The organism is Bradyrhizobium sp. P5_C11_2, from assembly GCF_054049755.1.
Genome location: NZ_JBFULT010000185.1, coordinates 1 through 12607, shown reverse-complemented (window position 1 = coordinate 12607; position 12607 = coordinate 1). Strand labels below are relative to the sequence as shown.

Below are 12607 nucleotides of genomic sequence, written 5' to 3'. Positions count from 1 at the left end.
AGCGTAGGGCAGGTTCAAATGCCCTGACGTGATGCGGATCACATTCGGCATTGGCCGAAATTCCATTCGCATCCTAGCGCCGAAGCTGATCGACATCCATGGCACCCAGCCAGCGGCAATGGCCCGGTGCAGCACAAGGCCTGCGTCAGGAAGCCACGCTGTCGCATTCAGTCCTCGAAAGCCGCGTGCAAATCCTGCCCGTGTTTTCGCGATCGTTTCCCGCGATTCTCTGGACTCGCGGCCCATGCGGGTACAATCTTCGGCATTGCTCGTCACCAGCCGTTGTTGCCTCTTGCGACTGCCGCCTGAAAAGTAGCCGTCGCAGCGTCTCCCAGCTCGGTTCGAGCAGCAGAAATCCCCGAGTGATCCAGATCACAGTGCGTCGTTGTGAACTGGGTCAGATTGCTCTCATCGGATCGGCTCGGGCTGATCCGAGAGCAGCGAGGAAGTTTGGATCAGGGGAGAATGGTCATGCGCTTCTTAATCGCAGCAATTTCAATCGCAGTATTTCTCGTCAGCGGCAGCGCCGCTTTCGCCGACAAGCGCGTCGCCTTCGTGGTCGGCAACTCCGCCTACAAGAATGTCCCGCAGCTCCCCAACCCCGCGATCGATTCCAAAGCGATGGCCAGGGTGCTGCGCAATGTCGGTTTCGATGTCGTCGAGGGCTCCAACCTCACCCGCGATGCCATGACCGCAAAGCTTTTGGAGTTTGGCAAGAAGAGCGAAGCCGCCGATGTCGCCGTGTTCTTCTATGCCGGCCATGGCATCGCGGTGAACGGCACCAACTATCTGCTGCCTGTCGATGCCGATCTCAAATCCGAGATGGACGTCAAGCTGGGTGCCGCCATCAATGTCGACCTCACGCTCGATCAGACCATGTCGGACGCGAAGGTGAAGCTCGTATTCCTGGACGCCTGCCGTGATAACCCGTTCGCGGCAAAGATCCGATCGGCCAAGGCGACGCGCTCCGTCAATGTGCAGACTGGCCTCGCCGAGATGAAGTCGGGCGAGGGCACGCTGATTGCTTTTGCCACCGGTCCCGGCCAGACCGCGCTCGACGGCGAGGCCGGCACCAACAGCCCGTTCACCCGCGCGCTCCTCGCCAACATCGCCCAGCCCGGCATCGAGATCCAGCAGGCGATGACCAAGGTCCGTGCCCAGGTCAATGACGAGACCAACAAGGCGCAGCTGCCCTGGGGCCACACCAATCTCACCGGCAACGTCTATCTCAATCCGGCTGGCGCGTCGGCTGCGGCCACGATCGATCCGTCCAACGCGCCGGTGTCGGCCGCGACCAAGCAAGGCTCCGACATCGAGCTCGAGTTCTGGCGCTCGATCAGGGACACCAACAAGGTCGAGGAGCTCAACGCCTACCTGACCAATTATCCGAACGGCACCTTCAAGTCGCTGGCGCTCGCCCGCATCGCCGTGATCCAGGACGGTCCCTCCACGACGACGCGCAACCTCACCGCTGGCGTCGATCCCGCAACCTTCACCGAAGCGGCCGATCAGATCTCCGAAGACCAGATCGGGCTGGACAAGAACCTGCGCCGCGACGTGCAGCGCCGTCTCACCGGCCTCGGCTTCGACATCAAGGCGACCGGGAAGTTCGACGACGAGACCCGCACGGTGATCAAGCGCTGGCAGGCCGCGCGCGGCTATCCGGCAACCGGCTACCTCAACAAGCTCCAGCACAAGGCGTTGCAGTCCGAGATCGTCTCGACCCGCGTCGCCGGGTCCGACGATTCCGGTGACGAGCCGGCGCGTCGCCGGTCCTCCGGTGGTGGCGGCCGGCGTTATCATGGTAGTGGCGGCGGCGGTGGCGGTGGCGGTGGCATGGGCGGCCCCGGCGGTCTGCTCGGCGGCATGATGGGCGGATTGTTCGGTCGCCGCTGAGAGGCAAAAGGCGACGGGGCGGCCCAAACCGGGCCGCCTTTCCCCTGTTGGAAATCTGCGTACATCGATCGTCGCAAAGCCGTCGCCGCATGGCCCGCCTGCGAACAAGAATTTGGCCAGATGCGCGCCTAGCCAAAGCCTTCATCCGACAACCCCGGATCAGAGGAGCAGAGTTCCATCCAGTGCCGAGGCCAGGTGACTACCAGCTCTATCGCAGTGGCCCGCCGGATCGGACAGTGTCCCTGAGCTCAATGGCTATCTACATCGGCGCGGCGATGATCGCGGTGGCGATCCTGCTGTCGACGCTGATCACGGGCCTGACCTCCCGCTATGTCGGGCTCGAAGGTCCGACCGACGAGAACATGTGGCTGGTCGACCGCCTCACCGGCAGCGTCTATCGCTGCCAGGCGGAGGGACGGGGCAGGGCCCTGTGCGAGCCGGATATCGCGACAGGCAGCGTCGGGAACCGGTCCAAAGCGCCGAAGGATGGCCACTGAGCCGCTTCGCTTTCGCATCGCAGCAAGAAGACTGTCTTCTCCACGAAACGTCTGCGCCAGAGACTACGTAATTGCGAAGGCCGGCATGACGCCGGTTTCGTTTTACGGAGGAGACTTTTCTATGAAGATCTTGCTCACGACCGCAGCTTTTGTCGCGTTCACTCTTTCGTTGTCCCCCGCCTCCGCCGCCATGATGGCGTGCACCGGCGAGAACATGATGAAATCGACGGCCACGATGATGGGCACCGCCGACACGCCGGCCAAGATGGCGGCGAACAAGGAAATGGCCATGGCCAATACCGACATGAGCAACGGCAAGATGAAAAGCGCCTGCATGCATTACATGATGAAGTAGGCCTCGGCCTCCTCAACCGGCTGCGCTGTCAGCAGATGGCAGCGCGGCTTTTTCATATGCCCGCTTCCTTGCCTTCGGCTTTTTCTTGGCGCGAATCTCGCTACATTGCATTCCGCAATGCCCCGCGCACCGAAACCTCTTCCGCTCTCGACGACGCAAGCCCGGCAGATCTGGCTGCATGCCCAGCGGCTGGACGTGCGTGCGCCGTTCGGAGAGGGCGCGCAGGCCGTTGCCGAGGCGGTCGCCCATCTCGGCTATGTGCAGATCGACACCATCAACGTGATCGAGCGCTGCCACCACCACATCCTGTTCAGCCGCATCCCGTCCTATCGCCGCGCCGACCTGCGCCACGCCCAGAGCGTCGACAGAAGCGTGTTCGAATACTGGACTCATGCACTGTCCTACGTGCCGGCGAACGACTTCCGCTTCTTCCTGCCGGCGATGCGCGAGCACCGCCGCGAGGGACACAAATGGCATGCCTCGGTGACGCCGGCCGACACGCGCAAGGTGATGCGGCTGCTTCGTGCCGGTCCGCTGACGATCCGCGACATCGAGGACGACGTCCTCACCGAGAAGGAGCATCTCTGGCAGAGCCGCAAGCCGTCGAAGCGGGCGTTGCAGCTCGCCTTCTATACCGGCGTCGCGACCGTCAGCGCGCGCCAGGGCATGCTCAAGACCTATGAGCTGATGACGCGGCATTTCGGCTGGGACAAGCTGCCGAAGCCGGCCTCGGCAAAGGACATCACGGCCTATCTGCTCGATCGCGCGTTGCGGTCGCAGGGCGTGGTGAGCCTTGATTCGGTCTGCCATCTCGACGCGCCGAGCAAGAAGGCGGTCGCAGGCCTGATCGCCACGCACGTCCGCCGCGGCGAGCTCGTGCCCGTGACGATCGACGGCGCCGGCAAGCAGGAGCATTGGGTGCCGCCCGCGGCGCTGGAGCCGGGCGAGGTGCCGCCGGATCTCGTCCACATCCTGTCGCCGTTCGATCCCCTGATCATCCAGCGCAAGCGCACCAGCCTCATCTTCGGCTACAACCATCTGTTCGAAGCCTATGTGCCGAAGGCCAAGCGCAAGCTCGGCTACTTCGCGCTGCCGGTGCTGGTCGGCGACGAGATCGTCGCCGCGCTCGACCTCAAGACCGATCGGCAGGACAAGAAGCTGCTGATGCAGAAATGGACCTGGGTCGGGCAGGGCAAGAAGACGGCGGCGCGCAAGGAGCTCAATCAGAAGATCGAGGAGGAGCTCGATCGCTTCGAACGGTTTCAACTCGCGGAGTGAGCGTGTTCATCGCCTGTCTACGGCGTATCCTTGAGCTCGTGCGAGCCGGATGGCGCGCTTCCCGGACCGGACAGCACATGCGCGTAGCGGTCCAGCACCTCGTCGGCCGAATAGCCGGAGCGCTGCGCGAACTCCTCCCGCAACCCCAGTCGCGCCGAGGCTTTCAATCGCTCCGTCGTGGCGGTCGTCATCAGGGGATCGAAGCCCAATTCCCGCAGGCCCGCCGCCACCCCATCCATTTCCACGGCGCGGCGCTCGGCATGCAGCACGTCGGAGCGAACGCACATGTCCAGGAATTTGCTGAACGTGGTGGCATCCATCGACGCGCAAAGCCCGCGCATGGTCTCAGGGCGCACGCCGGCGAGGGTCGCGGCGGTCAGCGCCTCGACCAGCAGCGCCTCCATGCCTTTCGTCACCACGCTGCGCAGCATCTTCACGGCCGCCGCCGTACCGGCTTCGGGGCCTGCCACCTCGATGCGGAAGCCGAGCGGCCTGAATATGTCGGCGAAGCGCTCGGCGCCGCTGCCTGACGTATAGAGCGGGACCGCGGCGCCATAGAGGTCGACCGACCCCATCAGGTTCGCGTCCGCGAACACGCCGCCGCGTGCCTCCACGGCTGCGGCGACACGCTTCTTCGTCCGCGGAGTCGCGGCGTTGATGTCCACCACGAGGCAGCCGGGACGCACGATCCTGGATATGGCCTCGCCGGTCTCGGCTGCGACGGCAACGACGACGGCGGAAAAGATCACGTCCGCCTCCGCCAGATCGTCCAGCCGCTCGACAAGCGTGACGCCGCATCCGGCCGCCACCGTGCGAAAGGCCTGTGAGTAGGGCGGTGCGTTCGTCTTGCCCTGACAGAACGCGGCGATCGGCGCGCCGGTCTGAGCCGCCAGATGCGATGCGAAGCACCGCGCGGCCTCACCAAACCCAACGAAGGCGATCTTGGGCTGCGCCATGGCTGAGATGTCTCCGGATCCATCCGATGGAGAGGATGAGGTCTCCTCGTGCGGCCTTCGCCGCTGCCGCCATTCTGCCAAGTCCGGCACCGGAGTCAATGAACCGGTTCATCGTAAGAAGATTTTTTCTAGCAGGTGACCAATTTTTCGGCACTTTAGGTCGGAAAAGATTGTCAGAAGGCAATGAACCGGTTCATATTGCAGCATGTCGATACAGATGCGCCGATCGCAAACCGTCAAGGTCAGGGACGTGGCCCGGGAGGCCGGCGTCGCCGTCGGCACGGTGTCCCGCGTGCTCAATGATCATCCCACGGTGACCCGAGAGCTGCGCGTGCGCGTCGAAAAGGCCATGGCTGATCTCGGCTATGAGGTCGACGTCACGGCGCAGAGCATGCGCGCGGGGCGGTCGCGGCTCGTGGCCTGCGCCATTCGCGATTTCGACATCCCGCGCTTTGCGCTGTTCATCAAGGAGGCCGAGGCGGTGCTGCGCGAGGCCGGATATACCCTGCTCCTGGCGAGCACGACCAACCGCCCGGACGTCGAGGTCTCGCTGTTGCGCGCCTTCCGCAGACGCCGGGTGGACGGCGTGATGATGACGCTGAGTGATGAGGAGCACCGGGACGTGCGCATGGCGCTGTCGGAGGCTCCGATGCCAGTCCTGCTCATCGACCGAGACAGCATCGAAGCGCTCGATCGCGTCACGGCCGATCATCGTCACGGTGCGCGCCTTGCGACGAGCCATCTGCTCGGCCTCGGGCACCGGCGGATCGCGATGCTCGTCGGCGATATCAAGGCGTTTCCGTCGCGAAGCCGCCTGGAGGGATTTCGTGAGGCGTATTCGGCCGCAGCAATCACGCCGGATCCGAGGCTGTTGCAAGACAATGTGCTCTCGGGCGAAGACGCCTACCGGGCCACCACCTCGCTCATGAGCCTTAAGGATCGCCCGACCGCTCTCTTCGTCGCTGCGATGGACACGCTCGGCGGCTGCCTGCGAGCGCTGCGGACAATGGGCATTGCCGTCGGGGAGGGGATTTCGGTGGTGGCCGGCAGCGATTCCGACCTGGCCGAATTGCACGCGCCGTCCATCACGGCGATCGAGTGGGATCTCGCGGCCATGGGCCGCCACGCCGCGACCATGCTGCTGGAACGGATGCGGGGCGACGAGATCGAGCGCGGCCGTGGTCTCACCGTGCGGACGGAGCTGATCATTCGGGAGTCGAGCCGGYCTGTTGCGAGTTGAACGGCGCTACCGGATGAGGAATCTTGCGACGCGGCTGTCGAGCCAGATGCCGGCCACGATGCCGATGAGGTAGGCCACCAAATTCCACAGCGAGAAGATCCGCCCCAATAGCAGCGCGCCTGCGGTGGTCAGCCGGAACGCGTCGAGCCAGGGTGTGTGCACGAGCCGCGAAAACTCGACCACGACCGCAATCGCCACCGCAATGGCTGCGATCTGCATCCGCGACAGGCGTGGCCGCAAAACCCCGACCAGCAGGAACACCATGGTCGCCCACAACAGCGAGCCACCATACTTCACGACGAAGGCGGGAAGGCCGAGCGGAAAGCCGTACCAGCGCAAGGAGAGCCCGCAGATGATCACCGCGAGGGCGAGGGCGGCGCGAATCAGGGATGTTCGCAACGGCGCAACTGGTTTGTCCGGTTGCGCTCCGTGCATTGCTCGTTCCATTGACTCTTTGCTTGTGATGCTCAAAACCGCTCCTCAGTCCATAAAAGCAACAACCCCGGGGGAAGCCATGAGCCAGACCACGACCTATGCCGGTGCCGCCGGCGCAGCCAAGAGCGCGATCGAGACCTCGACCATCCGCGCCATCTCCTGGCGCCTGATTCCGTTCCTGGTGCTGGCCTACTTCTTCTCCTATCTCGACCGCGTCAATCTCGGCTTCGCCGCGCTGACCATGAACGCGGAGCTGAAGTTCACGCCGCTGATCTTCTCCTGGGGCGCCGGCATCTTCTTCATCGGCTATTTCATCTTCGAGGTGCCGAGCAACCTCGCGCTGGAAAAGTTCGGCGCCAGCCGCTGGATCGCCCGCATCATGGTGACCTGGGGCATTATCTCGGCGCTGATGGCGACGGTGTCCGGCGAATGGAGTTTTTACATCCTGCGCTTCCTGCTTGGCGTCGCCGAGGCCGGCTTCTTCCCCGGCATCATCCTCTATCTCACCTATTGGTATCCGGCCGAATATCGTGCCCGCTTCCTCGCTGCGTTCGCAGTCGCGGTGCCGGTCTCGACCGTGATCGGCGCGCCGGTCTCGGGCCTGTTGCTCGGGCTTGACGGCGTGATGGGCCTGAAGGGCTGGCAGTGGCTGTTCATCATCGAGGGCATTCCCTCGGTGCTGCTCGGCATCGTCACCTGGTTCTATCTCACCGACAGGCCGGAGAAGGCGGACTGGCTTTCGGCCGAKCAGAAGGCGTGGCTCAAGACGAGGCTCGATGCCGAGATTGCCGCCAAGCAGGCGGTGAAGCACCTCACGCTCGGCGAAGCACTGTCGTCGCCGAAGGTGATCATGCTGAGCCTGGTCTATTTCGGCTTCGTCGGCGCGCTCTACGGCATGCAGTTCTGGCTGCCCCAGATCGTCAAGGCGTTCGGCCTCACCAACGCCCAGACCGGCTTCGTCACCGCGATCCCGTATCTGTTCGGCACCATCGCCATGATCCTGTGGGCGCGGCATTCCGATGCCACGCGCGAGCGCGTGATGCATGTTGGCGCGCCGCTGCTGCTCACCGCCGTCGCGCTCGGCGTCTCCAGCTATCTCACCGATCCCACCATGACGATGGTGGTGCTGACGGTCGCCGCGATCGGTGTGTTCTGCTGTTTTGGTGTGTTCTGGACCCTGCCGACCGCCTGGCTCTCCGGCACCGCGGCCGCCGGCGCCATCGCGCTGATCAACTCGATCGGCAATCTCGCCGGCTTCGGTGGCCCGTATTTGATCGGCTGGGTCAAGGAAGCCACGGGCCAGACCTCGACGGGATTGCTGGTGCTCGCGGTGCTGCCCCTGATCGCCGGCATCCTGGTCTTCATCGGCGGCCACGACAGCAAGCACGAGTTCGCCGAACAGGGGCGCTGAGGCCAACAGCCTGTCATCTTGGGCTCGTTAGGCTCGCGCAAGCGCATAGCCGGCTCTCGACGGTGCAATTAACCCTCGACAGATTCGAGCAGAATTCCTATGTTCCCAAGCACTAAACGCTAACGGCGCCTCAGGGGTGAACCCGAGGCGCCGCCGCCCTGATACCCGGTTTTGGAGACCGGGGAGGTTTAGCAGGTGTTCTAGAACACCTACCAATGGGTCCTGGGTGCCTCCAGGGCCCAATTCTTTTTTGCCCTAAGGCAAATCGTAGAATCCGTCCGAGACCTGTTTGACCTTGCCGGAACGGACCAAGTTTATAATTGTTGCGTGAAGAGACCGACCGTCCACGACGAGGCCTTGGCTCTCGGCGAAGTTCCTAAGCCCATCCTTGTTCATTCTGCCGCGCGCCAGGCTTTCGAGGATGAAGGTTGAGAGCGTTTCAGACGCTCCCGTTGTTTCGGGTTCGCGCGAGCCGAAGCGGCTCTCTTCTTGATCGAGCAGCTTTGTGAGCATCAGCACTTCGTCATCGAGTGCCTTCATCTGCTTCTGATACTCGTCGCGTTTCGCGGCGGCCGAGATCATCCGCGCCTTTAAATCTTGGCGGATGTCGCGATAGGCGGGCTCGCGCAATTTGATCGTCATACTTCAGTTTAAAGCATGGCCGCGTTCCAACTGCAAGGCGCGACTGAGAGACGACTGAGAAAAACTGAAGAATCACGGGAACAAGTGAGAATATATTAGAACATAAAGTGTACATTCACTGTTTGTTCTTAGGGCGGGCGGCTTACCACCCCTTAATGATCACAGATTCCTGATGACTGACGAATATTGACTTTTAACAGTGATTAGTCGACATTCCTCCCAACGCAGCCGCTGGAGTGTCCTCCGATGTTCGTCCGGTCGATTTTATCGAGCTATTCCAAGCTCTTGGCAGGTGTGTCGCTGGCCCTGATGGCCGCGGCGCTGGCCGGATGCAATGACACGGTTGCCCAGAAAGCCGAGCCGCCGCGGCCGGTTCTGGTGGCGACCGCCCATTATGATGCCGAGACGCCGGAGCGCAGTTTTGTCGGCACGGTCCGGCCCCGGATCGAGAGCGATCTCGGTTTCCGCGTCGCCGGCAAGGTCGCCAAACGCCTGGTCGAGGTCGGCCAGACCGTCGAGATCGGCCAGCCGCTTGCGACCCTCGATGAGATCGACCTGAAGCTCCAGGCCGAGCAGTCCGTGGCCGAGCAGACCGCCGCCACCGGCGTGCTGGCCCAGGCCGCCGCTGCCGAGCAGCGCGCCAAGGATCTGAAGGCCAAGGGCTGGACCACCGATGCGCAGATGGATTCGAGCCGCGCCGCCGCCGACGAGGCCCGCGCGCGCCTGAACCGGGCCGAGCGCTCGGTCGGGCTGACCAAGAACTCCCTTTCCTACGCGACGCTCAACGCCGACGCCCGTGGCGTCGTCACCGCAACGCTGATCGAGCCCGGCCAGGTGGTCGCCGCGGGCCAGGCTTCGATCCGTGTCGCCCGCTTTGCCGAGAAGGAAGCGGTCGTCGCGATCCCTGAGACGCTGGTCGGACGTGCCAAGTCGGGCGCCGCCAGCGTCACCCTTTGGTCGGAGCCCAACAAGAAGTACGCCGCGAAGCTGCGCGAGATCGCGCCCACCGCGGATACCGCCACGCGCACCTATCTCGCAAAGTTCTCGTTGCCGGAGGCCGACGACAAGGTCTCGCTCGGCATGACCGCGACGCTGACGCTGTCGGACGCGGCAACCGAGCGCGTCGCGCGGCTGCCGCTCTCGGCGCTGTTCAACGAAGGCGGCAAGCCGTCCTTCTACGTCGTCGACGACAACGGCGCGGTCACGCTGAAGCCGGTCGTGGTGAAGTCCTACGAGAGCAACGACGTCGTCATCACCAGCGGCGTGGAAGAAGGCGCCAAGATCGTTGCGCTTGGCGTGCAGAAGCTCGATCCGAGCCAGAAGGTGCGGATCGTCTCGTCACTGTCTTTCTAGTTTCGGTCATTCCGGGGCGCCCCGAAGGGCGAACCCGGAATCCCGAGATTCCGGGTCTGGTCCTTCGGACCATCCCGGAATGACACGAGAAGTAAGTTTCGTCGTGTGAGGTGAGTTTCGGCCGTCGCGCAAATGCGAAGGCTGAAGCGGCGAAGCGATCCAGAATCTGCCCAGCCCCCTGGATTGCTTCGCTGCCTCGCGACGACGGATTTAACAGAGTGGCTGTCGTTTTTGGCAATTGGATCGTCTTGCGGAGAGAGCGATGAAGCGCTTCAACCTTTCGGCCTGGGCCGTCAGCCATCCGACGCTGGTCCTGTTCCTGATGCTCGTGCTCGGCGTCGCAGGCTTCTTCTCCTATCAGAAGCTCGGCCGCGCCGAGGATCCGTTCTTCACGGTGAAGGTGGTCAACGTCTCCGTGATCTGGCCGGGCGCGACCGCGCAGGAGATGCAGACCCAGGTCGCCGATCCCATCGAGAAGAAGCTCCAGGAGCTGCCCTATTTCGAGAAGGTGCAGACCTATTCCAAGCCCGCCTTCACCGCGCTCCAGGTCACCTTCCGCGATTCCACGCCGCCGAAGGACGTGCCCTATCTCTTCTATCTCCTGCGCAAGAAGCTGGTCGACGTGCAGGGCCAGCTGCCCTCCGGCATTCTGGGGCCCGTCGTCAACGACGAATTCTCCGACGTCGATTCCATCCTCTACATGATGACCGGCGACGGCGCCGACTATGCCCAGCTCAAGAAGGTCTCGGAAGGATTCCGTCAGCGCCTTCTGAAGGTGCCCGGCGTGACCAAGGTCGACGTCTACGGCAATCAGGACGAGCGCATCTTCGTCGAATTCTCCCACGCCAAGCTCGCCACCCTCGGCATCACGCCGCAGGCGCTGTTCGACTCGCTCGCCAAGCAGAACAACGTGACCCCGGCCGGCACCGTCGAGACCTCGTCGCAGCGCGTGCCGCTGCGCGTCACCGGCGCGCTTGACGGCGCCAAGGCGGTGGCCGAGACCCCGGTCGAGAGCAACGGCCGCGTCTTCCGGCTCGGCGACATCGCCACCGTCACCCACGGCTATGTCGATCCGCCGAGCTTCGTCGTCCGCCAGGAAGGCAAGCCCGCCATCGGCATCGGCGTCGTCACTGCCAAGGGCGCCAACATCCTCGATCTCGGCAAGGAGGTCGAGAAGGCCACCGCCGAATTCATGAAGGCGGTGCCGCAGGGCGTCGACGTCCGGCTCATCGCCGACCAGCCCAAGGTGGTCGAGCACGCCGTCGGCGAGTTCGTGCACTCCTTCATGGAAGCCCTCGTCATCGTGCTGTTCGTGTCGTTCCTGGCGCTCGGCTGGCGCACCGGCATCGTGGTCGCGCTGTCCGTGCCGCTGGTGCTCGGCATCGTCTTCATCGTCATGAACACGATGTCGCTCGACCTGCACCGCATCACGCTCGGCGCGCTGATCATCGCGCTCGGCCTGCTCGTCGACGACGCCATCATCGCGGTCGAGATGATGGTGGTGAAGATGGAGCAGGGCTGGGACCGTTTCCGCGCGGCCTCCTTTGCCTGGGAATCCACCGCGTTTCCGATGCTCACGGGAACGCTGGTCACGGCCGCTGGCTTCCTCCCCATCGGCTTTGCCAATTCCGCGGTCGGCGAATATGCCGGCAGCATCTTCTGGATCGTGGCGATCGCACTGGTCGCCTCCTGGTTCGTGGCGGTGATCTTCACGCCCTATATCGGCGTCATGCTGCTGCCCAACATCAAGGTGCATCACAATCACGATCCGCATGCGGTCTACGAGACCCGCATGTACCGCGGCCTGCGTGCCATCGTGCAGTGGTGCGTCAACCACCGCATCACCGTCGTGGTCGCGACCGTCGGCGTCTTCATCGCTTCCATCGTCGGCTTCGGTCACGTCCAGCAGCAGTTCTTCCCGCTGTCGGAGCGGCCCGAGCTGTTCCTCCAGCTCCGCTTGCCTGAGGGCACCGCCTTCAACGTCACCGAAAAGGCGGTGAAGACGGCCGAGACGCTGCTGAAGGACGACAAGGACATCGAGACCTACACGGCCTATGTCGGCCAGGGTTCGCCGCGCTTCTGGCTGGGCCTCAATCCGCAGCTTCCGAACGAGGCCTTCGCCGAGATCGTCATCGTCGCCAAGGGCGTCGAGGCACGCGAGCGCATCAAGGCGAAGATCGAGGGCGCGGCCGCCGACGGCATGCTGAGCGAGGCGCGCGTCCGCGTCGATCGCTTCAATTTCGGTCCGCCGGTCGGCTTCCCGGTCCAGTTCCGCGTGATCGGGCCCGACGCCAACAAGGTGCGCGAGATCGCCTATCAGGTCCGCGACGTCATGCGGCAGAACAAGAGCGTCAAGGACGTCCAGCTCGACTGGAACGAGCAGTCGCCCTACCTGAAGCTCGTCGTCGACCAGGATCGCGCCCGTGCCATGGGCCTGACCCCGCAGGACGTCTCGCAGGCGCTTGCCATGCTGATCTCCGGCGCGCAGGTCACGACCATACGCGACGGCATCGAGAAGGTCGGCGTGGTCGCACGCGCTGTCTC

The 12607-nt window shown here is 63.8% G+C and carries 12 protein-coding genes; 8 read left to right on the top strand and 4 right to left on the bottom strand.

Annotation, left to right across the window (positions count from 1 at the left end):
- The coding region (locus ACXJL8_RS18740; protein WP_456685385.1) for a hypothetical protein at nucleotides 1-276 on the bottom strand (276 nt) is incomplete at its 3' end.
- 195 nt (nucleotides 277-471) lie between these two features.
- Between ACXJL8_RS18740 and ACXJL8_RS18735 the strand changes: the two genes are divergently transcribed.
- The 4 genes from ACXJL8_RS18735 (at nucleotide 472) to ACXJL8_RS18720 (ending at nucleotide 4026) form a co-directional block, all read left to right on the top strand.
- Nucleotides 472-1896: a caspase family protein gene (locus tag ACXJL8_RS18735; protein WP_456620390.1), complete on the top strand. Its 1425-nt coding sequence runs from the start codon at nucleotides 472-474 to the stop codon at nucleotides 1894-1896.
- A 251-nt stretch (nucleotides 1897-2147) separates the two neighbouring features.
- Nucleotides 2148-2393 (top strand): hypothetical protein, encoded by a 246-nt coding sequence (locus ACXJL8_RS18730; RefSeq protein WP_456620391.1) that lies wholly within the window; start codon nucleotides 2148-2150, stop codon nucleotides 2391-2393.
- A 121-nt stretch (nucleotides 2394-2514) separates the two neighbouring features.
- Nucleotides 2515-2748: a hypothetical protein gene (locus ACXJL8_RS18725; protein WP_456620392.1), complete on the top strand. Its 234-nt coding sequence runs from the start codon at nucleotides 2515-2517 to the stop codon at nucleotides 2746-2748.
- A gap of 117 nt (nucleotides 2749-2865) precedes the next feature.
- On the top strand, nucleotides 2866-4026 hold the full coding sequence (locus ACXJL8_RS18720) for a winged helix-turn-helix domain-containing protein (protein WP_456620493.1): 1161 nt from the start codon (nucleotides 2866-2868) through the stop codon (nucleotides 4024-4026).
- A gap of 17 nt (nucleotides 4027-4043) precedes the next feature.
- Here the strand turns inward: ACXJL8_RS18720 and ACXJL8_RS18715 are convergent, their stop codons facing one another.
- Complete coding sequence (locus tag ACXJL8_RS18715; RefSeq protein WP_456620393.1) at nucleotides 4044-4982, bottom strand: DUF1932 domain-containing protein; 939 nt, start codon at nucleotides 4980-4982, stop codon at nucleotides 4044-4046.
- A gap of 250 nt (nucleotides 4983-5232) precedes the next feature.
- Here ACXJL8_RS18715 and ACXJL8_RS18710 point away from each other — a divergent pair, with 250 nt between their 5' ends.
- Nucleotides 5233-6222 (top strand): LacI family DNA-binding transcriptional regulator, encoded by a 990-nt coding sequence (locus ACXJL8_RS18710; protein WP_456685384.1) that lies wholly within the window; start codon nucleotides 5233-5235, stop codon nucleotides 6220-6222.
- 6 nt (nucleotides 6223-6228) lie between these two features.
- Here ACXJL8_RS18710 and ACXJL8_RS18705 read toward each other — a convergent pair whose 3' ends face one another.
- A complete protein-coding gene (locus tag ACXJL8_RS18705; protein ID WP_456685383.1) occupies nucleotides 6229-6657 on the bottom strand; it encodes a ribosomal maturation YjgA family protein in 429 nt (142 codons plus the stop codon).
- A 79-nt stretch (nucleotides 6658-6736) separates the two neighbouring features.
- Between ACXJL8_RS18705 and ACXJL8_RS18700 the strand changes: the two genes are divergently transcribed.
- Complete coding sequence (locus ACXJL8_RS18700) at nucleotides 6737-8068, top strand: MFS transporter (protein WP_456685382.1); 1332 nt, start codon at nucleotides 6737-6739, stop codon at nucleotides 8066-8068.
- A 255-nt stretch (nucleotides 8069-8323) separates the two neighbouring features.
- Here the strand turns inward: ACXJL8_RS18700 and ACXJL8_RS18695 are convergent, their stop codons facing one another.
- On the bottom strand, nucleotides 8324-8710 hold the full coding sequence (locus ACXJL8_RS18695) for a hypothetical protein (RefSeq protein WP_456620397.1): 387 nt from the start codon (nucleotides 8708-8710) through the stop codon (nucleotides 8324-8326).
- A 246-nt stretch (nucleotides 8711-8956) separates the two neighbouring features.
- Here ACXJL8_RS18695 and ACXJL8_RS18690 point away from each other — a divergent pair, with 246 nt between their 5' ends.
- Nucleotides 8957-10063, top strand: coding sequence for an efflux RND transporter periplasmic adaptor subunit (locus tag ACXJL8_RS18690; RefSeq protein ID WP_456620398.1), 1107 nt, complete (start codon nucleotides 8957-8959; stop codon nucleotides 10061-10063).
- A gap of 262 nt (nucleotides 10064-10325) precedes the next feature.
- Nucleotides 10326-12607 (top strand): efflux RND transporter permease subunit (locus ACXJL8_RS18685; RefSeq protein WP_456685381.1); only part of this gene is annotated, 2282 nt, incomplete at its 3' end.